The 26233-nt window shown below is 40.9% G+C and carries 21 protein-coding genes; 9 read left to right on the top strand and 12 right to left on the bottom strand.

Annotation, left to right across the window (positions count from 1 at the left end; all coding sequences use genetic code 11):
* The first annotated feature begins 154 nt into the window (after window positions 1–154).
* Window positions 155–1027 (top strand): DMT family transporter, encoded by an 873-nt coding sequence (locus tag AB6N04_RS09140; protein ID WP_369311626.1) that lies wholly within the window; start codon window positions 155–157, stop codon window positions 1025–1027.
* Window positions 1028–1263: 236 nt separating this feature from the next.
* Window positions 1264–1584, top strand: a complete 321-nt coding sequence (locus AB6N04_RS09135; protein WP_369311624.1) for a hypothetical protein — start codon at window positions 1264–1266, stop codon at window positions 1582–1584.
* 45 nt (window positions 1585–1629) lie between these two features.
* Here AB6N04_RS09135 and AB6N04_RS09130 read toward each other — a convergent pair whose 3' ends face one another.
* Window positions 1630–2721 carry an NADH:flavin oxidoreductase/NADH oxidase gene (locus AB6N04_RS09130; RefSeq protein ID WP_369311622.1) on the bottom strand — a complete coding sequence of 364 codons (1092 nt, stop codon included), beginning with the start codon at window positions 2719–2721 and terminating at the stop codon, window positions 1630–1632.
* Between the two features lie 564 nt (window positions 2722–3285).
* Between AB6N04_RS09130 and AB6N04_RS09125 the strand changes: the two genes are divergently transcribed.
* The 4 genes from AB6N04_RS09125 (at window position 3286) to AB6N04_RS09110 (ending at window position 7959) form a co-directional block, all read left to right on the top strand.
* Window positions 3286–4602, top strand: coding sequence for a CitMHS family transporter (locus tag AB6N04_RS09125; protein ID WP_369311620.1), 1317 nt, complete (start codon window positions 3286–3288; stop codon window positions 4600–4602).
* A gap of 470 nt (window positions 4603–5072) precedes the next feature.
* Window positions 5073–5891: a VanW family protein gene (locus AB6N04_RS09120; protein WP_369311618.1), complete on the top strand. Its 819-nt coding sequence runs from the start codon at window positions 5073–5075 to the stop codon at window positions 5889–5891.
* Between the two features lie 227 nt (window positions 5892–6118).
* Window positions 6119–6829 carry an RNA ligase family protein gene (locus tag AB6N04_RS09115; RefSeq protein ID WP_369312057.1) on the top strand — a complete coding sequence of 237 codons (711 nt, stop codon included), beginning with the start codon at window positions 6119–6121 and terminating at the stop codon, window positions 6827–6829.
* On the top strand, window positions 6826–7959 hold the full coding sequence (locus AB6N04_RS09110; RefSeq protein WP_369311616.1) for an AAA family ATPase: 1134 nt from the start codon (window positions 6826–6828) through the stop codon (window positions 7957–7959). The genes AB6N04_RS09115 and AB6N04_RS09110 overlap by 4 nt, the downstream gene beginning before the upstream one ends.
* Window positions 7960–8004: 45 nt before the next feature.
* Here the strand turns inward: AB6N04_RS09110 and AB6N04_RS09105 are convergent, their stop codons facing one another.
* From AB6N04_RS09105 to citC, 8 genes are all read right to left on the bottom strand, one after another.
* A complete protein-coding gene (locus tag AB6N04_RS09105) occupies window positions 8005–9057 on the bottom strand; it encodes a 4-oxalomesaconate tautomerase (protein WP_369311614.1) in 1053 nt (350 codons plus the stop codon).
* Window positions 9058–10280: 1223 nt separating this feature from the next.
* Complete coding sequence (locus AB6N04_RS09100; RefSeq protein ID WP_369311612.1) at window positions 10281–11714, bottom strand: anion permease; 1434 nt, start codon at window positions 11712–11714, stop codon at window positions 10281–10283.
* 255 nt (window positions 11715–11969) lie between these two features.
* Window positions 11970–12854: a triphosphoribosyl-dephospho-CoA synthase CitG gene (gene citG / locus AB6N04_RS09095; RefSeq protein ID WP_369311610.1), complete on the bottom strand. Its 885-nt coding sequence runs from the start codon at window positions 12852–12854 to the stop codon at window positions 11970–11972.
* Entirely contained in the window at window positions 12841–13380 is a 540-nt protein-coding gene (citX, locus tag AB6N04_RS09090) for a citrate lyase holo-[acyl-carrier protein] synthase (protein ID WP_369311608.1), read from the bottom strand. The genes citG and citX overlap by 14 nt, the downstream gene beginning before the upstream one ends.
* A 2-nt stretch (window positions 13381–13382) precedes the next feature.
* Window positions 13383–14909 (bottom strand): citrate lyase subunit alpha, encoded by a 1527-nt coding sequence (citF, locus tag AB6N04_RS09085; protein ID WP_369311606.1) that lies wholly within the window; start codon window positions 14907–14909, stop codon window positions 13383–13385.
* A gap of 10 nt (window positions 14910–14919) precedes the next feature.
* The gene (citE, locus tag AB6N04_RS09080) at window positions 14920–15816 is read right to left on the bottom strand and encodes a citrate (pro-3S)-lyase subunit beta (RefSeq protein ID WP_369311604.1); all 897 of its coding nucleotides are present in this window, start codon (window positions 15814–15816) and stop codon (window positions 14920–14922) included.
* Window positions 15816–16112 carry a citrate lyase acyl carrier protein gene (gene citD / locus AB6N04_RS09075; protein WP_369311602.1) on the bottom strand — a complete coding sequence of 99 codons (297 nt, stop codon included), beginning with the start codon at window positions 16110–16112 and terminating at the stop codon, window positions 15816–15818. The genes citE and citD overlap by 1 nt, the downstream gene beginning before the upstream one ends.
* Window positions 16109–17185, bottom strand: a complete 1077-nt coding sequence (gene citC, locus AB6N04_RS09070; protein WP_369311600.1) for a [citrate (pro-3S)-lyase] ligase — start codon at window positions 17183–17185, stop codon at window positions 16109–16111. Before citC ends, citD begins: the two co-directional genes overlap by 4 nt.
* Window positions 17186–17553: 368 nt before the next feature.
* Here citC and dpiB point away from each other — a divergent pair, with 368 nt between their 5' ends.
* Both dpiB and dpiA read left to right on the top strand, forming a co-directional pair.
* A complete protein-coding gene (gene dpiB, locus AB6N04_RS09065) occupies window positions 17554–19182 on the top strand; it encodes a sensor histidine kinase DpiB (protein ID WP_369311598.1) in 1629 nt (542 codons plus the stop codon).
* 1 nt (window position 19183) lies between these two features.
* Window positions 19184–19864: a two-component response regulator DpiA gene (gene dpiA / locus AB6N04_RS09060; RefSeq protein WP_369311596.1), complete on the top strand. Its 681-nt coding sequence runs from the start codon at window positions 19184–19186 to the stop codon at window positions 19862–19864.
* Window positions 19865–19998: 134 nt separating this feature from the next.
* Here the strand turns inward: dpiA and AB6N04_RS09055 are convergent, their stop codons facing one another.
* A complete protein-coding gene (locus AB6N04_RS09055; protein WP_369311594.1) occupies window positions 19999–21036 on the bottom strand; it encodes a hypothetical protein in 1038 nt (345 codons plus the stop codon).
* A gap of 946 nt (window positions 21037–21982) precedes the next feature.
* On the opposite strand from AB6N04_RS09055, the gene dtpA reads away from it, so the two are divergent.
* Window positions 21983–23455, top strand: coding sequence for a dipeptide/tripeptide permease DtpA (gene dtpA, locus AB6N04_RS09050; protein WP_369311592.1), 1473 nt, complete (start codon window positions 21983–21985; stop codon window positions 23453–23455).
* Window positions 23456–23662: 207 nt separating this feature from the next.
* Here the strand turns inward: dtpA and glpX are convergent, their stop codons facing one another.
* Together glpX and AB6N04_RS09040 are read right to left on the bottom strand one after the other, a co-directional pair.
* On the bottom strand, window positions 23663–24640 hold the full coding sequence (gene glpX, locus AB6N04_RS09045; RefSeq protein ID WP_369312055.1) for a class II fructose-bisphosphatase: 978 nt from the start codon (window positions 24638–24640) through the stop codon (window positions 23663–23665).
* A 158-nt stretch (window positions 24641–24798) separates the two neighbouring features.
* On the bottom strand, window positions 24799–25722 hold the full coding sequence (locus AB6N04_RS09040) for an AEC family transporter (protein WP_369311590.1): 924 nt from the start codon (window positions 25720–25722) through the stop codon (window positions 24799–24801).
* Window positions 25723–26233 lie beyond the last annotated feature (511 nt).

The raw sequence follows: 26233 nt of genomic DNA, 5'->3' as shown, positions 1-26233 counted from the left end.
AGGAAATCAGGGCAATTTAAAGGTCATATTTACATTTTTTGGCGGGATATTTTTAATTTAAAAGAAGGAAACGAAAGGCCATAAATGTGATTGGTTTGGCGCTAAAAGCCAGTATGATATATAAGATCACCGTCAAATTTATACAGAGGGAAACATGTACTCACAAAGGAAAGCCGAACTCTTCTTGGTCTTAACCACGATGATTGCTGCTTGGGGGTGGGTTTTTTCCCGAGAAGCCGTTCAAGGTATGCCTGTTTTTGCTTTTCTAGGGACTCGTTTTTTACTCGCGGCCATTATATTGCTCCCTTTTTGTAAAGGAAAAAAGAATAGAATTCCACTGAAACAGCTCCCCAAAATATTGATGACAGGCACTTGGATGGCGTTAAATTTAGTTTTGTGGATCCATGCCGTCTCTATTACGGATTCTATTGGGGAAGGGGCGTTTATTATGAGCCTCGCGATGCTCTTTGTTCCCTTAGTTGCATGGGTTATCTTAAAAAATAGACCCACTCGCTACTTTTGGGAAGCCTTACCTGTGGCGGTTATCGGGCTAGCCTGTTTAACCCTTTTTAAAGCACAACTTGAGTTTAAAGCGAGCCAACTATGGTTTTTAGGGGCGGCTATCGTTCAGGCAATTTATTTTTGTTATACCAGTTTATATACCCGAATGGTGCCTCTTTTACCCTTAACGACTATACAGTTAGCAACCACAGGGATCGTTGGATTAAGTCTTTCATTGTTTTTAGAAGAGTGGCCAACAAGCCTATCAGCGCCAACCATGATGTGGTTAGTCGCAAGTGTAGTTATTGCCACCAGTTTACGCTTTGTGTTGCAACTTATTGGTCAAAAAAATACCACAGCAGCGAATGCTGCGATTATTATGATCTTAGAGCCAGTAATGACGGTTTTTGTTGCCGCTATTTGGTATCACGAACGTATGCCATTTATTCAAATTGTTGGTTGTGTATTGATTTTGTTTTCTTTATTTTATTATCGCTGGCGTTGTGCAAACTCATTGTCAAAATAAGATGAATAGATAAAAAAGCATTAATCATTGCGGATTTTTCTAAAGAAAACGACTATGATTAATAGTAAGATTTACTGACGGGGATATTAATCTTAATAAGAAGTTCTTATTTTGTGAGTTAAGATTAATAGTGTTAAAAATAGAAAATAACCACCCAAAAAAGCAAAATACTGGGCAAGAACATGCATTGCCACTTGTTTAGTGATTTATAGCTAAAATGGGAATATAGGCGAAAAATGAAAAAATTAGCATTAATATTGGGTATGGTGGGTGTGGTCTCTGTGTTATCAGCATGTTCTGATGAAAAATCAGAAATTGCAGAATACAAAGAAAACTTTGTGAATACCTGTGTGGTAGCTTCAGGTAATCCACAAGGTGAAACCGCAAAAGCAATTAGCGCAATTTGCGGCTGTGCATACGATAAAACCATTGAAAAATATGGTTTAAGTGAATTTAAACGTATGGACAGCGAGCTGGAAAAATCAGGCAACGCTGAGCCTGAGTTCCAGAAAACAATGATTGAATTTGTTCAACAGTGTTCGCAAGACGCACGTTAATGCTGTATAACCCGCAGTAAAATAGTATTACACTGCGGGTTCTGTTTACTTAAATAAATGTTTAAATTGATGTGGAGCACTGCGTAAATATTGTGGTGCAACCTCAATTTGTTCATTTAATTCACTCGCTGCGCGCCATGGCCAACGTGGTTCAAATAACATACCGCGTCCAATTGCCACAAAATCTGCTTGATGTGTAGCAACAATCGCTTCTGCTTGTAGAGGCTCGGTAATGAGTCCGACGGCAATAACTGGCATCATGCTATGTTCATGAATAGCTTGTGCCAAAGGCACTTGGTAATTAGGACTCAGTGGAATTTGCTGTTCTGGTGACAGCCCGCCAGACGAAACATGAATATAATCGCACCCGAGCTCTTCTAATTGTTCACACAGTTCGATAGATTCAGGGACATCCCAGCCATTGTCGACCCAGTCAGTTGCTGAAATACGCACACCAACGGCAATGTTAGGGCTGACAGCTTCACGTACTTTATGGAAAACATTAACGAGTAAACGGCTGCGATTTTCAAAGCTTCCGCCATACTCATCTTGGCGTTGGTTTGACACCGGTGACAGGAATTCATGCAATAAATAGCCATGGGCAGCGTGGATCTCTATAACATCAAACCCAGCTTGTTCTGCACGTTTAGCGGCATCAATAAATTGTTGTTTAATTTTCTCAATATCATCGATAGTTAATTCCCGCGGAAGGGCATTATCACCAAACGCCAATGGAGAAGGGGCGACAGTTTGCCAGCCATGAGCATCGGTTACATGAAGGCTTTTGCCCCCTAACCAAGGAAGATCACATGATGCTTTTCTCCCTGCGTGGGCTATTTGCACGCCTAAACGCGCATCGGAATATTGCCGAATATCACTCAGCATCTGCTGCATTGCGTGTGTTTGCTCGTCATTCCATAACCCAAGATCTTTATAGGTGATCCGCCCTTCAGGGGAGATAGCGCTAGCTTCTACAATGACTAATGCCGCACCAGATAAGGCGAGATTCATATAGTGCGATCTATGCCAAGCCGTTGGTAAACCTTCATTGGCTGAATATTGGCACATAGGAGGAACAATAATTCTGTTTTTTAGTGAAACTTGACCCATTGTTGCAGAAGAAAAAAGGCGACTCATTAGCGAATTCCTATTGGTAATCTTTCGTTATCTTAGAATTATACCTAAATCAATAATCATTTTTTGTGAGATGGTGTGGTATTGACTCGAAAATGGTGTTTTTTAGATAGGCTATAAAGAAAAAAATCAAGTAATTTAATTCATATTTGAGTAAATCTTCAAAAAGCATATTTTCCTTTTTACCCTGTATAAAAAATAACAATTTCATTCAAAAAAAACTGTAAAAAATAAAATAGGAAAATAATGGGTAATTATAGATATCGATAATTTCACAAGTTATTAATTAAATAATTAATAACCAATATTTCTTGGAGCTAATGGTCTGTTATGGTTTTAATGGTGTTAATAGTAGGTCTGACTATTTTTTTATTTTAAATAGTGATTTTAATAAGTGTGAATAAGTTGTTGTGGCAGCAAAAATATAAATTGGGGCTTGCTGTTATGTTGAAGGATTTATATAAGCACATTATCTGATATGGCTAATATGAAAAATTGTATGTCATAAAGCTAATAAATTAGAAACGGATTCACCTGAAAAAATATAATTCTAAGAAGGAAAGAAATGTGTTAACAATTATTGGTATTTTAATCATTGTATCGATAGTCACTTTATTAATGATGGGGAAGGTTAGCCCTATTATCGCAATGTCATGTATCCCCTTTATTGGTGCGCTACTCGCAGGGTATTCAATTGCAGAAATATCTGTTTTTTTTGAAAGCGGGATCAATAAAGTTTCTAAAGTGGCAGCCATGTTCTTATTTGCCATTTTGTTCTTTAGCCTAATGAAAGATTTACATATTTTTGACCCTTTAATTCGATTAATGGTCAAAATGACCCGCGGAAATATTATTGTTGTCTGTATTATGACAACACTTATTGCCGGAATTGTACACTTAGATGGCTCTGGCGCCGCAACATTCTTAATCATAATTCCAGCACTCTTACCGCTGTATCGCCAACTTGGGATGAGCCCATATTTAATGTTGCTATTAATGTGTGCCAGCATGGGGATCATGAATATGGTACCGTGGGGAGGGCCATTAGGCAGGGCTTCCGCAGTAACCGGTATTGATGCCTCTACGTTATGGCAGCATTTGATCCCTGTTCAATTAATTGGCATGGGCGGAGCAGTGGTCTTTGCCATTATTATGGGTATGCGTGAAAAACGTCGTATTGCTGCTGCAAAACTTAACGGCACTACGCCATATGAAATGGATTCACTGTTGCCTGTCAGTGATGATACCGCAGATGTGACGGATACTATTCATCAACCTAAAAAACCGCTAATTAATGGCGGGTTGATTATCGCATCGGTTATCTGTTTAGCATTTGGTTTATTGTCAGCACCTTATGTCTTTATGATTGCCCTTTCGCTTGCATTAATGGTTAACTTCCCAAACCCGAAAGATCAAATGAAAGTGCTTTCACAACATGCACCACAAGCTCTTGGCATGGTAGCGATCATTTTAGCCGCAGGGGCGTTCTTAGGTATTTTATCCGAAGGTGGCATGCTGAAATCCATTGCACTGGATTTAACCGCTGTATTACCCATGGAATGGGTATCAAAAGTCCATATTTTTGTTGGTATTATTGGTGTACCAATGGATATTTTCACGAGTACAGACGCATACTATTTTGCGTTACTGCCGATAATTCAACAAATTGCGGGTACAGTGGGAGTTGACCCATCAGCGGTGGTCTATTCAATGGCCATTGGTAACAACGCCGGGACATTTGTTAGCCCATTCTCCCCAGCAGCATGGTTAGCGATGGGGCTTGCGGGGATCGATATGGGGCGTCACTTACGTTACTCATTTGGTTGGATTTGGTTGTTTAGTTTCTTTTTACTTGCTGTAGGGGCGGTACTCGGTCTCTACTGATTATTCTTCATCTTTTGGTCTGTCGCGTTGTTGGCTTCGAAAGTCAACCCGAGTCACATACTGATGTATGCTCCTCGGGATTGACTTTCTTTGCCGCCTAGCGACAGACACAAAATCTATTGAATAATCCGAGCGTATTCGTTAAAGCGTGATCTTAATGGTGTCCCGTTGTTGTCTTCGAAAGTCAACCCGAGTCACATACTGATGTATGCTCCTCGGGACACAAAATCTATTGAATAATCCGAGCGTATTCGTTAAAGCGCACTCTTAATGGTGTCCCGTTGTTGGCTTCGAAAGTCAACCCGAGTCACATACTGGTGTATGCTCCTCGGGATTGACTTTCTTTGCCGCCTAGCGACAGACACAAAATCTATTGAACAGTTTGATTGCTAATTTAAGATAGTTACTATGTCTAAAAGCGGATGCCTATGACATCATTTATTGGTTAATGAAATCAACAAGAGTTTGTCATGCGTCGGCCACTTTCTTCTTATCATCCTATTCTCTATTGGCTACGCGTCACCCAAAAACGTCTTGCTCGAAGGATGCATTGGGCTTTTTCCTCTAAATACTATTCGAAAGTCAAATCCAGCGAACGACTTGAATACCGCTACATTAAACATACCTCTAAGCTGATACGTAAATTAGGCAACTCTGACTTGCGTCTACAACATAACAAAGTGATTAACTTACGGATTGCGGTACAAGCCATGAATGGTATTACGATTTATCCGGGGGAGTATTTTTCTTTTTGTCGATTAGTTGGAAAACCGACGGCTCGACGCGGATTTGTTGAAGGAATGGAACTGTCTTTTGGGGAGGCTCGCGCGGGTATTGGTGGGGGAATTTGCCAATTGAGTAACTTAATTCATTGGATGGTTTTGCATTCGCCACTACGGGTGATTGAGAGAGCGAATCATAGTTTTGACCCTTTCCCTGATGAAGGGCGTGTATTGCCGTTTGGTTCAGGGGCCGCCATCTTTTATAACTACATTGACTTGGTATTTTACAACCCAACACAAAGCGCCTTTCAATTGGTATTTAATATTGCGGAGCACCAACTGGAAGGGGAGTTGTTATGTAGTGATCCTCGTGATGTGAAATACCATATCTACCAAAATAATCACAAATTTACCCGTGAAAATAACGTCGTTTATCGTCACAATGAAATTTGGCAGAAAATCACCACTAAAGGCCAAGAGCCCGTTACATTGCAGGATAGTTGCTTATATCGCAATAAAGTGGTGGTGAAATATGCTATTGATGAAAGCCAGATAACGGTACAATAATGCCTATGTTGGGCGATTTAGGAATATATTGATGGTATTTATCTTGACTATTAAATTATCATCCCTCTAAATCTAATTCTCCTTGGCTAATGTTGGTGCATTAGTACTCAATAAATGAGGCCGTTACTCGGAATAGATATGTAATACCAACTCTTGATTTCTCAACATTTAAAGACACAAATCAGCTAATGATTTGTGAGGATTTCTATTTCTTTAGAGAAAGCATGATGAATATGCAATCAAGAAAGTATGGTAGAACGTATCATTATCCGTTCTCACCTGGTACGACAAGCGACGATCGTATCAACAGTGATTGGTGGTCTCATATCCAAAAAATCGATACCCTGATCCACACAGAAAAGCTCGATGGTGAAAACAATTGTTTGAACCGGCATGGCGTGTTTGCGCGATCTCACGGTGCCCCTACGCAATCGGCATGGAGCCAGCAAATTCGCCAACGCTGGCAACTGATTAAAGACGATTTAGGGGATATCGAGTTATTCGGTGAAAACCTCTATGCGGTGCACTCCATTGAATATCAACATATCGAGGATTATTTTTATCTGTTTGCGGTGCGCCAAGGTGAGTATTGGCTAAGTTGGGAAGAAGTGCAGTTCTATGCCGCGCTATTTGATTTTCCCACCGTGCCACAACTCACATTGCCTGTAAATAAGCATATGAGTGAACAAGAATATGCGCGCTCATTAATTGCAGCGGCATCATTAGATAGCCAATTTATCGCCCGTGATACGCATACAGGCCAAGCTTGTAGCATGGAGGGGATTGTTAGCCGTGACAGCCAAGGCTTTCATGTGGATGATTTTATGTCTCACGTATTTAAATATGTGCGCAAAAATCACGTAAAAACTGATATCCATTGGAAGCGTCATTGGCAAAGAGCAAAGCTGGCATTTGAGCGACAAGGGGAACAGTCATGAGTTGGCAATTAACCAAAAACCGCGATTGGGCACAACTTGAAGCACAGTTTGATTTTGTTCGTGATATGCAACAGGTTCCGCAAGATGCACTGCACCACGCGGAGGGTAATGTTGCTATCCATACTCAAATGGTACTGGATGCATTAGAAAGTTTGCCTGAGTATCAGCAACTTTCTGAGCTTGAACAAAATATCGTTTGGGCTGCGGCATTACTGCATGACGTAGAAAAGCGCAGCACTACGCGTGAAGATGAACAGGGGCGAATTTATTCACCTGGTCACGCTAAAAAAGGGGAATTATCCGTACGAAATATTTTATTTCGCCAAGTGGATACGCCATTTTTACTGCGTGAAAAAATTGCGGCACTTGTCCGGTTTCATGGTTTGCCTTTATGGTTGATGGAAAAACCCGATCCAGAGCGTACGCTCTTTGCGGCTTCATTACGCGTCAAAATGTCGTTGTTGTGTATGCTAGCAAAGGCAGATGCTATTGGTCGTATTTGTGAAGATAAAACGGATTTGTTAGCTCGCATTGAGTTATTTGAGCTATTTTGCCGTGAACAGGGTTGCTGGGATAAGCCGAAACAGTTTGCCTCACTGGCAGGGCGCTTTCATTACTTTCATCATCAAAGGGGAACCCCAGACTATCAACCGTTTGAAGAAGAAGGCAGTGAGGTGATTATGCTATGTGGCTTACCAGGTATGGGAAAAGATCATTTTGTGAAGCAGTTTTATCCCCAAACCCACATGGTGTGCCTTGATGAAATTCGTCGAGAACATAAAATCAGCCCTGCGGATAGAAACGCACAAGGTTGGGTGGCACAACAAGGCAAAGAGCAGGCCAAGCAATTTCTGCGTGCAAAAACAGACTTTATTTGGAATGCAACTTCGCTCAGTGCTTCTTTGCGAGAAAGTATGGTGAGTTTGTTTGCTCGTTATCAAGCTAAAGTGCATTTGGTGTATTTAGAAGTGCCTTATAAGCAGTGGCGACAACAAAATCAACAGCGAAAATTTGCAGTGCCAGAGTCGGTGATGGAACGAATGGCGAGTAAGTTAGAGTTGCCTACCCCTGATGAGGCATTTCAAGTGTCTTATTATATTAATGGCGAATTTGTCAATTTACTCGATTGATAGTATCGAATAACCTGCCCGAATCAATAGGGCAGGTTAATGTCATTACAGTACAAACACATCCCCTTCAAACAGTTTACGTGCCGTTCGAATGATGGACGCTTGTAGACTTTCGGGTGAATCCCCTTTCTGGTTTAATGCAACTTCAAATTTGCCACTTAAATGCTCAATAGCAATATTATGCTTATCTACGGACTGAACATATCGCTGTGTCACATTATTAGGAAGAATAATACTCGTGGCGATAGCGATCGCGCCTGTTACAGCGAGTGCACCATGGCACTTATGTGGCATAAAATAGCGCACGTTAAGCGTGCCACCATGGGTAGCGGGTGAAATCAAAATCGGTTTAGGTATCACTTTTTTGCTAACGTCACCTAACCCCATTGCCGCACCTGCTTTAATGCGAATTGCTTCAAGTCTCTGCATAAATGCTGAGTCGGTTTCGAGTTGCTCAGCTGTTTCATAGCCTGTTTTGTTAAGTTGAGAAGCATCAATTAACACCACGGGCATTGCCATATCAATACAACTGACATCGATCCCGTCAATGGTATCGATAGAATGCCCTGTCGGCATTAATTTTCCTGTTTTGGTACCACAGGCATTTAAGAATGTCAGTGCAACAGGGGCAGCGTGCCCAGGAACACCGGCAATGGTGGTGTCACCATCATATTCGACTTGCCCATTAGGTGTTTGTACCGTTGCATTCACAAAGGTATTGGTATTGACATTGCGTATTTTGACTGTCGTTGTTTCGCCTGTCGTAGGGACTAACCCTTTTTCGATAGCAAAGGAACCGACAGCACACAGAATATTGCCACAATTCGGTGAAGTATCGACAATACGCTCGGTAATGGAAACTTGAGCAAATAAATAGTCGACGTCAGCATCTGGGTGAGTCGAAGGACTAATAATAGCAACTTTGCTGGTCTGAGGGCTACCGCCACCAATACCATCAATTTGCAGCGCGTGGCCAGAACCCATAATGGCAAGGATTAACTCATCCCGTTGTTTTATATCTTTAGGAAGGGAGTCCGCTAAAAGGAATACACCTTTCGAGGTGCCGCCACGCATTAGTGTACAAGGAATCTTTTTCATCTGTTTACCCGTTATATTTCACGCTGTAGCTGTGTTGGCTGCACTCAGCCCCCCAAGTCACATACTGATGTATGCTCCTTGGGATGTCTTCGTTTTGCCGCCTTGCTACAACGCGAACTATTTAGGGTAAACTCGAGAATATTAGGATAAACTCGAGAATATTAAGATAAACTCAAGAACATAATGAGATTGTACCCATTACAGTTCACGCTGTAGCTGTGTTGGCTGCACTCAGCCCCCCAAGTCACATACTGATGTATGCTCCTTGGGATGTCTTCGTTTTGCCGCCTTGCTACAACGCGAACTATTTAGGGTAAACTCGAGAATATTAAGATAAACTCAAGAACATAATGAGATTGTACCCATTACAGTTCACGCTGTAGCTGTATTGGCTGCACTCAGCCCCCCAAGTCACACGCTGATGTATGCTCCTTGGGATGTCTTCGTTTTGCCGCCTTGCTACAACGCGAACTATTTAGGGTAAACTCGAGAATATTAAGATAAACTCAAGAACATAATGAGATTGTACCCATTACAGTTCACGCTGTAGCTGTGTTGGCTGCACTCAGCCCCCCAAGTCACATACTGATGTATGCTCCTTGGGATGTCTTCGTTTTGCCGCCTTGCTACAACGCGAACTATTTAGGGTAAACTCGAGAATATTAGGATAAACTCGAGAATATTAGGATAAACTCGAGAATATTAGGATAAACTCGAGAATATTAAGATAAACTCAAGAACATAATGAGATTGTACCCATTACAGTTCACGCTGTAGCTGTGTTGGCTGCACTCAGCCCCCCAAGTCACATACTGATGTATGCTCCTTGGGATGTCTTCGTTTTGCCGCCTTGCTACAACGCGAACTATTTAGGGTAAACTCGAGAATATTAGGATAAACTCGAGAATATTAAGATAAACTCAAGAACATAATGAGATTGTACCCATTATAGTTCACGCTGTAGCTGTGTTGGCTGCACTCAGCCCCCCAAGTCACATACTGATGTATGCTCCTTGGGATGTCTTCGTTTTGCCGCCTTGCTACAACGCGAACTATTTAGGGTAAACTCGCCTTAATATTATTCGTTAAACCTAGAAAGAAATTAAGGTTGCGCTAATAAAATTCATGTTATAGCCAAGACTGCAAATAACGCTGGAACATAGAGAAATAAATAATGTGAATAAATAAAGAGGGCATAACCTATGTTACGCCCTCGCTGGTGTTTAAATTAATCCAGTACTGATTAAGATCTCCCACCAACCTAAGCCGATAGTCATGTGGACAAATAAGCTAACGAAAGCCACTAATCCACCAATGATCCACCAAGAACGAATGTCGTTGTAGCCAGCACCGAAGACGATTGGCGCTGCGGCACCACCGTAGTGGGTCACACTTCCACCGTATGCGTTCGAGAACAGTAAGCCGAGTGCGAGTAACATTGGAGGAGCACCTGCGACCATACCGACAGTGGCAAATACAGGTACCATAGCGGCAACATAAGCACCGCCAGAGGCGAACAGGTAGCGGATCGCGACACTGATAAACATGATCACGAAGAAGGCTAACATGGCTTGGTCACCGAAAGATAAGTACTGACTCATGGTGTCAGCTAACCATTTGAAGAAGCCTGCTTTAGTGAGAACGCCGGACATACTGATAATACCGCCGTACCAAATCAGGGTATTCCAGCCGCCTTTATTCTTCAGAACGTCATCCCATGTAACAACACCTAAAATTAAGGTCAATGCCATAACTGCAATAGCAACACTAGATGCACTCACTCCGACAAAGTCTGAGAAAATCCAACCACATAGCGCGATAACAAAGATAATAGCTAACAGCTTTTCACGCATGGTCATTGGGCCTAAATCGGCTAAGCCTTTTGCTGCGATCTCTTTGTTATTCACCTTTTTGAGCTCAGGTGGATACAGTTTATAAATCATCAGTGGTGTCAAAATCAGCATGATTAAGCCCGGTACGGATGCGGCAAGCGCCCATCCGCCCCAACTTAAATGAATGCCCATAATGTCACTCATCATAGCTAACGCTAATGCGTTTGGTGCCATTGCTGTTAAGAACATATAGCTAGTGGTTTTGGTCACCATATACACGTTAACTAACAAATAGTGTCCTGCTTTACGAGGGCTTTTCTCAGGATCAGAACCTAACGCGACCGCCACGCTGTTAATGATCGGGAAAACAATCCCCCCAGCGCGAGCCGTATTGGATGGCGTTGCAGGCGCAATAATGAGGTCAAGGATTGCCGTCACATAACCCAGGCCTAATGTCGTTCCCCCCAATTTACCAATCAAAATATACGAAAGGCGTTTACCGAGGCCGGTGATAACAAACGCGGCACTTAGCGTAAATGCTGCAAAGACCAGCCAAGTTGTTCCTGATGCATAACCACTTAATACTTCACTGGCTTTCACATCTTTTGTTCCGGTCATACCAATAATCACGGCACTGGCGGCGATAGTGGCCAATAAAATAACGGGTTCTGAATAAGGTTTTAATACCAATCCGACAATCGCTGCGAGGTAAAGACCAAATAATAACCATGCGATATGCGGTAACCCCGCAGGGGTCGGTATTAAGGCGATAATGATTGGAATTGCTATTAGAATTAGCAGTTTCCAGATTTTGTCTTTTGGCATAGGCTTAATCCTTAACGAAATTAAAACTTGAATATTATGAATTCGGTTTTTTGTTATATTGGAGGTATAGCAAGGCATAAATAGAAATAATGGTTTTAATATCCATTATCTTTATTTAGCTATTTCCAATATGTTATAAATTCTTTAAATCAATCACTGTTGCTTAATTAAATATATTTTTATTTATCTTTATTAATTAAATTACTGAAAGATTTCCTGTGTTGGTGAATATTTAAATTGTTTTAATTTACAATGCTAAACACCAAAGTTTAAGCTAGGCAAACGGGCAAAAAACCACGTTAAAATTAATAAGTCAGCACTGCCACCTGGGCTTAAATTCTTTTCAATACATTGTTGGTCAAACTGTTTTACTTTGATTAAATCATCAGTGTGATTAATACCGTCTTGCAATAAGTTAGCGGCATATTGTTTTATCCAGATAAGGCCATTTAACCCTCCCCGATTTGCAACATTGGTATCATTATTAATTTTCATTAATAGAATTAACGTATTGATTAACGCTATTTCAGCATTAGGTTGTGACGCTAATTGTTGCAAATAAAAGGGCAAGGCATGGTGAATAACCAATGAATAACCACTTTCGGCTTCTCCCCGAGCACCCGTAAAGCCAAATTGTTGATATAAACGCTGGCCAGCAGTGGGGGTATCCGTTGGTTGCATAAGTTCACGACAAATTCCTTGACACATTCCTGCAACTAATTGGCTAATCGCAGATGGCGTAACGCTTTGTTTTAATGCTATTAAACGACCAATGGCGGTTAAAATTAAACCTAATGAAAAAATGCTTCCTTTATGAGTATTTACGCCTTGGGTCGCACGAAACATGGCAGTTTCACATGCCAGTCCAATCGTTCTAATTTTGTGCAACACCTGATTAATCGGTAGATTTTTATGTTGTGCGCCTGCGTGTAAAAAATGTGGAAAAAATTTGGCGATGGCATTTGCACTGAAATGAAAATCCTTCAACGCCATATCTTTATGAGCGCCTGTATTGTGTTTATCCACTAAACCCGGTTTTGGGGTTAAATTCACTTCGGCCAACATGGCCTGCCAAGCTAACTGACTGTAGTAGCAAATTTGTTGGTCACTAATGGCTTGTGAATAGTTAACAAGTTCCATGAGCTAGCTCCTCAATGCGAACCAGAATATCTGCCAAGGAGTGTGTGCGGTGACGAGCGCAGACTTTGGCTTCTTTTTCACAAATTAAACAGCGTCTTGCAGGTAGATTTAATCGATCTCGTGAATATTGTTTTCCTTGCGCATCAAAGACATCAAAATCCCATAAACGCCCGACAGGAGAGCGCTCTTCAGCTTCAATTAACGCTTTTTTTACGTCAACAGCATCAGCATCAACGGCGACTAAGCATTCAGGTCCTGTCTTTAATGCCCATGATTGTTGAGATAAAAGTACCCACTGCCTGCATAAAGCAACTTGCTTAAGCGCATTTAGGCCCTGATTAAACACATGTCTAACAAGGGTGTTGTCTTTGACAGCACCTGGGAAAACGACAGTAAATGAAATCAAGGTTACCTGATGGAGACCAATCCATTGCTGCTGGCGTGCTTGACGGGCATCACGGCTCGCCAGCAGTTCAGGTAAGGAAATTTCAAATTGCTCTTGAGTATCAGGCAGCGGGCAAAACATAGTTACTCCTTCACTTGATGCACAACATCAATCACAGAGCCATCACGATAGCGTACGACAGCAACCACTTTGTCTGTAAATTCAATAGGGTTAGGGGTACCTGTGAGCAATTGTGCACGTTCTCTTAACCAGCCAATTGAAACCGTTTTAATGCCTTGGCTTTCTAATTGCTGTTTCAGTTCTGGTCGTGCCGGATTCACGGCAATACCATGGTCAGTCACTAAAATATCGACGCTTGACCCTGGTGTAACACAAGTCAGGACCTCATCGACTAATGTTGGGATACGACCACGTACTAGTGGTGCAACAATAATGGACAATTTTGCGGCTACCGCAGTATCACTATGACCACCGGATGCACCACGAATAACACCATCTGAGCCTGTTAATACATTGACATTAAAACGCGTATCGATTTCTAACGCGCTGAGCACGACGACATCTAACATGTCAACCGATGCGCCTTTGGAATCAAAACAAGCATACTGATTTGCACTGATTTCGATGTGGTTTGGATTGCGCGCGAGTGACTCAGCCGCCGCTTTGTCAAAGCTTTGCACATCTAATAATTTGCGAATTAAGCCTTTTTCATGTAAATCAACAATGGTTGATGTAATACCACCGAGGGCAAAGCCTGCGGTAATATTGTGGCGGCGCATTTTGTCTTCTAGAAAGCGAGTGACCGCAAGGGATGCGCCACCCGTACCGGTTTGTAATGAAAATCCTTCTTTAAAAAATCCAGATTTCTCAATAACATCAGCGGCAGTGCGGGCAATCAACAACTCTCTCGGGTTTGACGTCATACGGGTGGCATCAGCACCGATTTTATCGGCATCACCAACACGTTTAACTTTAACGATGTAATCGACTTCATCTTGCTTGATACTGGATGGATTATGAGGATAATCCAGCAGCTCTTCGGTTAGCATGACCACTTTTTTTGCTGTTTCGGCATCAATTTTGGCATAACCTAACGAGCCGCAGCTGGCGCTACCAGTATATCCATTGGCATTACCATATTCGTCGCAAGATGGTACACCGATAAAAGCTACGTCAATACGCAGTTCACCACTGTGTATAAGGTTTGCACGACCGCCATGGGAATGAATTTGCACGGGCTCATCAAGTTCACCACGGGAAATTGCTTCAGCCAATGGGCCTCGAATACCTGAGGTATAAATTTTACGAATAACACCGTGGCGAATATGTTCAACCAGCGGTGAATGGCAGGCACTGAGTGAGCTTGATGCTAATGTCAGATTGCGAAAGCCCATTTCAGCGATTACTTGCATCACCATATTGACGGTAAGATCGCCGCCACGAAAAGCATGGTGGAATGAAATGGTCATACCATCTTGTAAACCTGAACGGCGAATAGCGACTTGCAAGTCATCACAGAGTTTACGGTTTCTTGGTTTTTGGACTTGTTGTTGGACTTTTCCAATATCTTTAAATTCACGTAACGCTTCATTATGATTAGGTTGTAGATAAGCGCTTACGCGTGCTTGACGCTGAGTATTCGTTGTCATGTTCTTTGCCTCACTCTTCCCGAATTCCAGATAATGCCGCGCGAGATAATACTAGGCGGGCTCTGTCAATGACTGGGCCATCAACCATTTTTCCATTCAATGACACTACACCTTTACCTTCAAGGGCTGCGGCATCAGCGGCATCAACAACACGTTGAGCATGGTCGACTTCTTTTTGAGTTGGCGCGTATAAGTTATGGAGTAACTCAATTTGTCTAGGGTTAATTAATGATTTGCCATCAAAGCCGAGTTGCTTAATATGAGCGGCTTCACGTAGAAAACCTTCTTCATTATTCGCATCAGAATAAACCGTATCAAAAGCTTGGATACCTGCTGATCTTGCGGCTTGTAAAATGGCGCACCGTGCATAGAGGAGTTCAACGCCGTCGGGAGACCGCTCGGTGCGCAAATTGCGGACATAGTCCTCGGCACCTAACGCGATGCCAATAAGTCGTGGTGATGAGTGGGCGATATTCACAGCCTGTGTGATCCCCATCGGTGATTCAATGGCTGCCAGTAAGCCTGTGCTACCTTCTTCACGGCCGCAGCTTTTTTCAATACGTAATATTTCGGTTTCGATATCCGTGACATCTTGTGCAGTATCTGTTTTTGGTAAACGTACGATTTTTGCACCACCACGCACAACGGCTTCAAGATCGGCCACACCAAATGCAGAATCTAAAGCATTCACACGAACAATGGTTTCAATATCTGCATACAAAGGGTGCTGTAACGCATGGTAAACTAGGCGGCGAGCGGTATCTTTTTCACGCAGCGTAACCGAGTCTTCTAAGTCAAACATCAACGCATCCGCTTTATAAATAAATGAGTTGCTTAACATCGCCGCATTTGAGCCAGGGACGAAAAGCATACTTCTGCGTGTCCGGGATTTTTGTTCGGGTGTCATTATTTATTCTCCCATGGCAAATAATCGATATCGCAAGCGCGAGCAAGCAGTGCCTCAAGGCGCGCTCTGAGTACACACTCTAATGCTCCCTTATCATCCACAATGATTTGTGCACCTTGAATATCATGCTGAGTTATCATTTCCTGCACGATACTGGCGATGGCATCACCAAATTGCTTTTCAACACTGCTGGTTATTTGCACGGAAACTTCTTGCGTGTCTTCGAGTGGTTCTATGCGAACCATGACATCACTTGATTCAAGTGTGCCAGCGACGGCTGCGTGTTTAATCTTCATATTTCACCTATAGCTAATTCAGAACTTTCGATGCGGTTTGTCGTTGATGTTGCTTGATGAGCGAGCATCTGTTGTAAATATTGAAATGTCGCGTCAGGCACAATCGCCTTAATAGCCGCAAGATCTTTTTTAGCGAGCAGTCTTCTAACTTGTGAGGCGGATACCGCCGTGCCGTTAATGACTGTTCGCGGGAATTCAACGAGTTCTATAGGTGGGAAATTCATCTCATCTGTTTCAAGCCAATAGCGCATGTCTTGGTTATATTGGTTGGTAACTTGGCAAAATGGCTCTGATCCGACGAATCTATGGGTTATCCCCAATGCAGGGGCAATATATTGACGAAAAATCTTAATATCGATTTCTGTATAACAGTTATTGGCTACTGTTTTATCTTTAATAAAGTAGCAAGGGAAAGTTGCACGAGAAATAATGTATTCGGAACCACGATGGATTGTGAGATTTTCAATACCTTTTGTACCCGCTTCAATTAAGTTAAGCCTAACTTTATAAGGGAAGCGCGAAGTATCCTCTTTGACAACAAATAAGTGTAGCCAATCACAGGCTTTAGCTGCTTGTTCAATTAAATAACGATGTCCAAGGGTAAATGGGTTGGCATTCATCACGATTGCCCCAATTTTTTTACCATCGACACGTTGTGCTTTTAAGCTTTGAATATAACGTTTTAGATAGCAGCAACTATTTTCCATCAGTACCATCACATCAGGTACGGTTGCTATAGTATGAAAACCACATTGTTGGAATAAGTTTTCATTTTGGAATTTGGTATAAATAAATAAATGAGTTGTATTATTTTCGTAAGCAAGATTAACAAGTTCTGTTGCTAATTTTAATGCAAGACCTTCGCCGCGTGCATCATCGCTAATTGCGACACATTTAATAACGTTTTTTGCTAGCCCACCGCATGCGATTAATTTTTCATTACGGGTTATAGTAATGAAAACGTCAATGCTTGCATCAAGCTCTAAATCGTTTTCCTTTAAAAATTGAGTAATTTCAGCAAGTTTCCTGTTCTCATGACGTTTTACCTGATTAAACGTTATGTTTTCGAACATAATAGTATCCTGCATCTCTTTTAGAGATGTTTTTAAAATGTTGCTAATGTTAAAGTTAATTAAATAAGCATTTTTTGTTTTTTGTTTCTACTGGGAATATAAATTCTTATTTAATTAGCTTTTTCAATATTAATATTAAAGGTCTTGTGTTTAATATGTTTGACCTATTTCATGTTTCTAAAATGAGTTTGTATTTGTTTAATGGTTTTAAAGTTTTTAATTATTCGATATGTACTTTATTGCTTGGTTTTAATGTGTTTAATTAATAATATGTGTGTTATGCCTCTAGCTTATATTTCTAATATCTATTATTCTGTGATTTTTACTGTAACAAGTTTTTTACTTTTCAGTTGGTAACGAGAACCTATATGAAAAAAGAATCTCTATTCTCTAGATTAACAAAAGTAAACACTACTTCTTTTTCTGTGCGGGTTTTCTTTCTTCTATTGGTTGTTTCGTTATTTTTGACGTTAGGATTGGGTAAGTATTTTACCGATACCGCTGAAAATAGAATGATGGCGAATATTCGCTCGTTAGCGATGAGCCAAGCAAAACTGATTGCATCAATGGATGGTGTGATTCAATCAGTTAAGCATCGAGATATTCATCAACTGAAAATTATTGCAGATAAACTGAACCAAGATTCTGATTATGACTATGTGGTGATAGGCGACGAAAACTCCATGCGGCTTTATCATCCAAATAGTGAAAAAGTCGGTTATAAAATGCAATGGAATAAGCCAGGAGCACTCGAAAATGGTGAAAGTTATTTTATCGGTGGAGAAGGGTCCATCGGCAATGCCATGCGAGCCAAAACCCCCATATTTGATGAAGATGGAAAAATTATCGGTGTTGTTTCCATTGGCTATTTAACCAATAAAATTGATACATCCCGTAGCGAGTTATTTGTTCAAACAGGCGCAACATTTCTTGGGGTCTTAGTCATTTTATTATTTCTTTCTTGGGCGTTTTCGCGGTTAATTCAACGGCAAATGCTGGGTATGGAACCCGATGAAATTGCGCAGCTAGTGTTAGTACAAAAAGGGATATTTGATGCTGTTTTTGAAGGTGTTATTGCTGTTAATCGCTATGGGCAATTTATTAATATTAATTCCAATGCAAGAAAAATGTTGTCGTTGATCAATCCGACAGGGCAACTGATTGGCAAACCGATTTCAGAGTATATTTCGCCCGCAGACTTTTTTACTGTCGATATTGCTACTGCTCAACATGATGTGTTGTGTGAGTTTAATGGATTAAATGTTATCGCGAACCGGATCGCTATCCGTGATGACAATCATTTAATCGGTGCGGTAATTAGTTTCCGTAGCCAAAATGATATTGAATCATTAAATTCCCAATTGACACAAGTGCGACAATACGTAGAAAATCTGCGAACTTTACGGCATGAACATCTTAATTGGATGTCTACGTTAAGTGGTTTATTGCAAATGAAAGAATATGATCAAGCACTTGCATTGATTAAAGGCGAATCTGAATCTCAGCAACAGCTCATCGATTCTTTGCGTGAACAATTTTTCGATAAACAAGTTGCTGGGTTATTGTTTGGTAAGTTCCACCGAGCAAAAGAGCTAGGCTTACAATTGGTTTTTACACCGGGTAGCCAGCTTCATGCGTTACCTGAATCGCTAAATAGCACAGAGTTTTGTGCCATCGTAGGCAATTTATTAGATAACGCCTTTGAAGCGAGCTTAAAAAATCCACAGGGCAACATGCAAGTTGAACTGTATCTCTCTGATGAAGGTCAGGACATTGTCATTGAAGTTGTCGATCAAGGGTGTGGTTTTCCACCCCAAATGCAAGACAAATGGTTTGAACGGGGCGTGACAACAAAAACTGACACAACCGATGGGCACGGGATCGGGCTTTATTTGGTTGCTTCATACGTAAATAGATGTAATGGCGCGGTGATTATTGAAGAAAATCAACCGCATGGTACAGTGTTCTCAATTTTTATTCCGAAAGTGAAGATATAAAATGATTAAGATAAAAATCCTCATTGTGGAAGATGAGCTGCTTTTAGCCGAGATGCACGGCGAATACATTAAAGCTTATCCTGCTTGTGATAAGGTGTGGTTAGCGGGGAACCTCGCTGAAGCCAGAAAAATGATTGAATATATGAAGCCAGATTTGATTTTGCTTGATAACTATTTGCCAGATGGCAAAGGGATCGATCTGGTCCATGAATTAATTCAACAACGTAATAGCGCTGATATTGTATTTACGACAGCGGCAAGCGATATGGAAACCGTGACTGAAGCCATTCGTCTCGGTGTTTTTGATTATCTGGTTAAGCCAATCGCATATGAACGCTTGGGGCAAACACTCGACAGGTATATCCAACGTAAGTCTGTGTTGCAAACTCATAGCAAAACAAACCAGAGCCAAATCGATGATATGTTTAATACCTATGCCCGAGGTGAATCAAAAGAGGAACTTCCTACGGGTATCGATATGATTACACTTGAAAAAGTGTTAGCGCTGTTTGAGGATCTCGAAGCAGAATATACCGCAGAAAGTGTCGCAGAGACAATTAAGCTAAGTCGTACAACGGCAAGACGCTATTTAGAATTTTGCTTGGCAAAAAATAAGATTGAAGCCGAAATCGAGTATGGGAAGGTAGGGCGACCTCAACGCATCTATCGCGGCCGTCGCTAACCCTTGTCATATTTCAAGCGGTGGGGGGCTGCGGCTCACATACTTTTGTATGCTCCCCGAGGTCTTCTCATTTGCCGCCGACATACAGCTTGAACGATTTAGAGGATATCTTTATATCTTTAGAGTATGTATTGTTATTTTTTTGTCTTCACATTGTTTTCCAAAATCAGTACTTTCTTCTCGGCGCGTTCATTGCCTTTTGCTGCTGCGAGTTTGTACCAACGTAAAGCCTTGGCGTCATCTTGTTCAACGCCCATTCCGTACTGGTAGCAGGCTCCTGTGGCGTATTGTGCATCAGCACTGTTTTGTTGGGCGGCTTGAATAAACCAGTGACACGCTTTTGCTTGGTCAGCCTTGATGCCATCACCCCGTGCATAAATTAATGCTAAGTTAAATTGTGCTGAAACCTCTCCTTGTTTCGCGGCGAGAGTCAGCCACTTGATGGCTAATGGAATATTCTTTTTCGTCCCTTGGCCTGTAAGGTATAACATGCCGAGGCTGTTTTGTGCTGGAGAGAAATCAAGTTCAGCGGCTCGAGAGAAATAATCAAATGCAAGGGGATAATCGATTTTATCATACATTCCTGTTGCAGCTTGATAACCCAGCAAATAGAGTGCCTGTGGATGGTTTTCTTTGGCAAGCGTCTGATAGATTTTCTGCGCTTTTTTCGGGTCTTTTGTTACGGCTTTGCCTTCTTCATACCAATAAGCAAGGGTTAACATGGCGGCGGGAAACTGTTGCTCCGCTGCTTTTTGTAACCATTGTTCAGCTGTTGCAGGGTTTTTCTCTAATATATTATCAATACCATGCAGTGTGTATTCCGCCATATTCATTTGGCCTATAGGATCGCCATTTTCGGCGGCCAATTTCATCCAATGTAGCATCAATTTTTCATTTTTAGGTACACCCGAGCCTTGCTGGTACATCAAGGCTAAGTTAATTTGTGCTTTACTAAACCCTTGGTTAGCTGACAGTTGATACGATTTTAAGGCATCCTCAAGTTGCCCTCGTGATTGGTAAAACATGGCTAAATTAAATTGTGCTTCAGCGTGACCCTGAGCAGCGAGTTCAATCAGTGATTTTTCATCCAGTGACGTGGCTGCTTTGTCTGCAAAAGTGAATGGCGTCCATAAACAGAACGTGACTAATAAGGATAAAAATTGTCTTTTCACATTGAATTCCTTCGGCAGTGTCCTTTTAAAAAAACGGCAGGTAAATTATTTTGCAGCATGGCCTGAGGGCTGTTTCGCTAATTGTACATTATTATCGTTAAATCAAATGGTTAATTATTGCTATCGAATAACAAATAAAAAAAATGCAAAAAAATAAAAAAAAGATGAACTTTTTTTGAAATACACCTGTCCTAGTAGTATCTATATTACTGTTTGCTTGCGTAAACATTCATATATTTACCCTCATCATTCATTTCTTTACACGAAGTAATGTAATAATGCACCTACGTAGTGATAGTTTGAATTTAGCAAAAAGATCCTTGAGTAGAATGCATTATGCCCAGTTTATAGACTGGGCTTTTTTTTGTCTAAAATTCATGTCGTACACCTTTTCCCATATTGGCCTAGTGATTTTCCATGCTATCAATCCTCTTTTTTCAATAATACCACGTGCAAATCAACTCAGAGACATGGGATTGTGCTGAGGTAACATACCTCATAAACATTATTTCAAAACGGAACAATATTCTTAACAAGAGGGAAACAACTGATTAATTAGTGGTCGATGATAATATTGGGATTTTGTAAAAAATTGAAGTAAATCACGATCAAATTTAATTGATACGGTAATTAATACTAGCTAATTCTTTAATTTTGGTGCATAAATAGCGTATATGGCTTAATTGATTATTGTGTTCTTAGCGGGTTATCTGCCTGCCTTGGATGAATAAATAATCAAATATGCTTTAACTCATTGAATTTTATGTTTGAGATCTAAAAACAGTTCTACACACGTACATTGGTTTGTTTTGAGGTCAGGGAATGATGCTCTTCCAGTCTGTAGTGAATCTTTCCAACGTTAATTCTTGAGATCATAACAATGCGAGAGCGCACAGAGCGTTCCGTGGTTTTTTTGCATATGTACAGGTTGTACTAGAGGTAACTTGTGTCCACAACAAATAATAAAGAGGAAGTCAGTCTTAATGCATTTAAGCAACCTCGCTCGTTCTATCTCATCTTTTCTATCGAACTCTGGGAACGTTTTGGTTACTACGGCTTACAAGGTATTTTACCTATATACCTTAGCCAAGTTCTCGGTATGTCAGAAGCTGAATCCATCACCTTATTCTCTGCATTTGCAGCATTAGTTTACGGTTTTGTCGCTATTGGTGGCTGGTTAGGGGATAAAATCTTAGGGACAAAACGCGTTATTGTCTTAGGAACATTAACCTTAATTGCAGGGTATGCATTTGTTGCCTTCTCGGGGCACGATGTATCAATGGTGTATATTGGTTTAGCAACGATCGCAGTGGGTAACGGTTTATTTAAAGCAAATCCGTCCTCTTTATTATCAACTTGTTATGAAAAAGATGATCCACGTTTGGACGGTGCATTTACCATGTACTATATGTCCGTCAACATTGGTTCATTCTTCTCTATGATTGCAACCCCTTGGTTAGCTAAACATTATGGCTGGGACGTTGCATTCTCACTTAGTGTGGTTGGCCTTATCATTACATTGATTAATTTCTATATGTGTAAGAAATGGGTCTCTCAACACGGTTCGAAGCCTGACTTTTCTCCCGTGGTTCTCTCGCGTTTAGTGGCGACTGTGATTGGTGTGATAGCATTAATTGCCATTTCTACTTGGTTGCTGCACAACTTAGGTATTGCGCGTACTGCGTTAGCAATTATCTCTATCGGTATATTGGTTATCTTTATTAAAGAAACCATTGCACTAAAAGGTGCTGCACGCCGTCGTATGATTGTGGCATTAATCTTGATGCTAGAAGCGATTGTCTTTTTCGTTTTATACAGCCAGATGCCGACCTCATTAAACTTCTTTGCATTACACAATGTTGAGCACGAAGTGTTCGGTTTCTCTATTGAGCCAGCACAGTACCAAGCACTCAATCCATTGTGGATTATGATTGGTAGCCCAATTTTAGCTGCAATCTATAATAAAATGGGTGATAACCTACCAATGCCACATAAATTTGCGATTGGTATGATCCTGTGTTCTGCGGCATTTTTGGTACTGCCATTAGGCGCAAAATTTGCTAACGAAGCGGGGATTGTATCAGTTCAGTGGTTGGTGATCTGTTACGGCTTCCAAAGTATTGGTGAGCTGATGATTTCCGGTCTGGGCTTAGCGATGGTTGCGCAATTAGTCCCACAACGTTTAATGGGATTCATCATGGGGGCATGGTTCTTAACGAACTCCGCTGCTGCTTTTATTGCAGGGTATGTGGCCTCTATGGCGGCTGCGCCAGAAGGTGAATTGACCAGTAAAATTGAGTCACTCACGGTGTACAGCGATGTATTCTTGAAGATTGGTTTAGTGACGGGGGCTATCGCGATAGTGATGGTGTTAACTGCACCACTGTTAAATCGTATGACGCTAGATCGCGCTGAGTAATCACTAAAAAAGGGCCGAAAGGCCCTTTGAGGTTGTTGACAAAGTGGGATAAAAGCGTGGTTTTTCCCACTTTGTGTTATCAGGCGAAAATCAATATATTGATTTTCCTTGTTTATTTTCAAAATCTATCCAAGCTGCCGCCAAACATGTTATGTTTGTCAGCAGTCTGAAAGGGCCGAAAGGCCCTTTTTTAATATCATTGCAAGACTAATTAAATAAGCGATTATTAATGATTTTTAATGAGCGCTCACGACCCGTGATTAAAAGGGTATTTGAGGTTCGACTATAAGCATCTGTTGAAATTCCGCCCATTAGCGCCGTTGGGGTAATTGCCGTAGCGGCAAAAATCACATCATCAGTATTCACCATTTGTTCTAACGATAAGATTTCGCCAATCTCAATACCCATTTGTTGGCAACGTATGGCTTCTTGTGCGGCAAGCAGCTTATTCTCTTCGTTATCCCCTTTGGCTTTGTCACGGGGAATTAACCTTGCTTGCATATCACCACCTAATGCACGTGCGATAGCTGCACTGATAATGCCTTCGGGGGCCCCACCTGTACCATACATCATATCAATCGGATGCTCAGGTAGTATTGCCAACAATGATGTCAAGACGTCACCATCAGGAATGGTAATGACATTAGCGCCAAAATTACGGATCGTTTTGATGATATGTTGATGGCGCGGTTTGTCTAAAACGGCGATAGAAAGCTGAGAAATAGGTTTATTCAGTGCAGAAGAAAGAAACTCAAGGTTTTTTTCGAGAGGGAGGCTTAAATGAACGGCACCTTTAGCGGCTGCACCGACAACCAATTTCTCCATATACATATCAGGAGCCTGAAGTAATGAGCCTGTTGGTGCGGCAGCCAGAACCGTAATAGCATTTTGCTCATTACAGGCAACCATACGGGTACCATCAATCGGGTCAACGGCAATATCAAGCCCTTGAACGCCTGATTTTTTACCCACTTGCTCACCGATATAAAGCATCGGTGCTTCATCAATCTCACCTTCACCAATCACAATTTTGCCGTAAAAATCAATTTCATTGAGGCGATCTCTCATGGCTTCGACAGCGGCTTTATCGGCTGCATTTTTATCTTGTTTACCTACCCAGTCGAAGGCAGCAATAGCAGCGACTTCGGTGACGGAAGCGATAGCGGAGGCTAACTCATCACTAATTTTCATTATTTATTAATATCCCAGATGCTTAAAAAGAAAAAATAGTTAACCCTATGATACGTTTTTTGTGATCTATCTGGCAAATAATAGGTGATAAAACCAGCGAGGAGAATTAAAGATATAGCAGGTCAAACTTGACCTGCTTTAATCAGTGGCGTTTAGAGCATTTCTACAATGGTGATACCACCAATAATAGAAATTAGTGCGGCGAGAGTACTGAGTAACACAGTTCCTGCGGAGGTTTCTGTATAAGCTTGGTTGCTAATTGCTAAAGCGGGAACGGCGGTTGCAGTGGGCAATACGCCAATAATAAAGGCGGCTTTTAAGAGATCGTCTTGTAAACCCAATGCGAGCCCCGTTCCTAAAATTAAGGCGGCTTGGGCAAAGTTCTTCACAAATACGTTGAAGATAATTTCTTTATTAATGGTTAACTTAATGCCTGAAAGTAACAAACCAAGGAAAAATAGAGCAACACCACCCGCCGTTTTTCCTAATTCATTAACTGAATTTTGTAGAATTTCAGGCAGTTTTACACCGAAAATAGCCAGTAAAGCCCCTAAAATAGGCAAAAATACCAAAGGTTGTGCAATAGCTTTACCAATAGATTTTAAAACACTGTGACCTTGTTGTGAGCCACTAATCATCAATAAGGTGAATGGAATAATAATAACGGTATAAATAAGGTTACCTAACACCATAGCAATCAAACCCGATGAGCCAACTGTCGCCAGTAAGACAGGAGGCCCACAGTAAGCCATATCAGGGAATGATACCGATAGCGCTTGCATCGCGGCATCTTTTTTATTGTGGCGAAAAATAAATTTCCCAAAAATAAACCCTATGACATAAGTTGCTATTAACCCAACGGCTAAGGCTAATAAATAATCGATATTCAGTAATACTGACGGTGGCGCTTGCGCTGCCGCAAGAAACAAGGCAAATGGTAAGGCAATTTTGACAACAAAGTCTGCAAATGCCTGCGAATACTCTCGTTTAATAAAACCATATTTCCCAGAAAGCCAACCAACAGCTAAACCAAGAACGATTGGACCAAGTGCAGCAAGGATGATATGGAGTAGCATGAAGGATTCTCCTTATATAATTCTTCTTATTTCGATAACCATTACAAATATATTAATGAAGCGTTTTTGTATCGTTAATGTATTTTTATTTTGATGAGATTTAAAACTTTATTTATTAATGCACATCGTCATCATGATAAAAATCTAAAAGCATCATTAAATGATAGTAACTTTATGATTTTTTTTTAGATTATTAATTATTGGATATACCTATATAAATATCATAAATAATTAAAAAAACACTAATTAAATTTATCTTTTTTAATTATTAAAATTATTATCTAAAATAGATTATCGAAAAAATAAATAGATTTAGTTTTATGACTTATTTTGATTATCGTTAAAAGATGATTAAGGGTTTTCTTAGTTACATTTCTTTTTAAAAAGCGTATCAGTAGTGGGTAACTTATTTTACATTAAGTCTATTTTTTACCCTTTATAACAAGTCTTATGAATTATTTTGTAACAGTTTATTACATTTGGTTGGCAAGAGGATCAATGATATCTACAC

The sequence above is a fragment of the Providencia rettgeri genome (assembly GCF_041075285.1).
Lineage (GTDB): Bacteria > Pseudomonadota > Gammaproteobacteria > Enterobacterales > Enterobacteriaceae > Providencia > Providencia rettgeri_G.
The sequence above is the reverse complement of the archived record's forward strand: the minus strand, read 5'-3'. Positions and strand labels throughout refer to the sequence as shown.

Bases quoted from the DNA above. Each gene is read 5' to 3' on its own strand.
- AB6N04_RS09140 (WP_369311626.1), top strand. From the start codon at position 155: ATGTACTCACAAAGGAAAGCCGAACTCTTCTTGGTCTTAACCACGATG.
- AB6N04_RS09135 (WP_369311624.1), top strand. From the start codon at position 1,264: ATGAAAAAATTAGCATTAATATTGGGTATGGTGGGTGTGGTCTCTGTG.
- AB6N04_RS09130 (WP_369311622.1), bottom strand. From the start codon at position 2,721: ATGAGTCGCCTTTTTTCTTCTGCAACAATGGGTCAAGTTTCACTAAAA.
- AB6N04_RS09120 (WP_369311618.1), top strand. From the start codon at position 5,073: ATGCGTCGGCCACTTTCTTCTTATCATCCTATTCTCTATTGGCTACGC.
- AB6N04_RS09115 (WP_369312057.1), top strand. From the start codon at position 6,119: ATGAATATGCAATCAAGAAAGTATGGTAGAACGTATCATTATCCGTTC.
- AB6N04_RS09110 (WP_369311616.1), top strand. From the start codon at position 6,826: ATGAGTTGGCAATTAACCAAAAACCGCGATTGGGCACAACTTGAAGCA.
- AB6N04_RS09105 (WP_369311614.1), bottom strand. From the start codon at position 9,057: ATGAAAAAGATTCCTTGTACACTAATGCGTGGCGGCACCTCGAAAGGT.
- AB6N04_RS09100 (WP_369311612.1), bottom strand. From the start codon at position 11,714: ATGCCAAAAGACAAAATCTGGAAACTGCTAATTCTAATAGCAATTCCA.
- citG (WP_369311610.1), bottom strand. From the start codon at position 12,854: ATGGAACTTGTTAACTATTCACAAGCCATTAGTGACCAACAAATTTGC.
- citX (WP_369311608.1), bottom strand. From the start codon at position 13,380: ATGTTTTGCCCGCTGCCTGATACTCAAGAGCAATTTGAAATTTCCTTA.
- citF (WP_369311606.1), bottom strand. From the start codon at position 14,909: ATGACAACGAATACTCAGCGTCAAGCACGCGTAAGCGCTTATCTACAA.
- citE (WP_369311604.1), bottom strand. From the start codon at position 15,816: ATGACACCCGAACAAAAATCCCGGACACGCAGAAGTATGCTTTTCGTC.
- citD (WP_369311602.1), bottom strand. From the start codon at position 16,112: ATGAAGATTAAACACGCAGCCGTCGCTGGCACACTTGAATCAAGTGAT.
- citC (WP_369311600.1), bottom strand. From the start codon at position 17,185: ATGTTCGAAAACATAACGTTTAATCAGGTAAAACGTCATGAGAACAGG.
- dpiB (WP_369311598.1), top strand. From the start codon at position 17,554: ATGAAAAAAGAATCTCTATTCTCTAGATTAACAAAAGTAAACACTACT.
- dpiA (WP_369311596.1), top strand. From the start codon at position 19,184: ATGATTAAGATAAAAATCCTCATTGTGGAAGATGAGCTGCTTTTAGCC.
- AB6N04_RS09040 (WP_369311590.1), bottom strand. From the start codon at position 25,722: ATGCTACTCCATATCATCCTTGCTGCACTTGGTCCAATCGTTCTTGGT.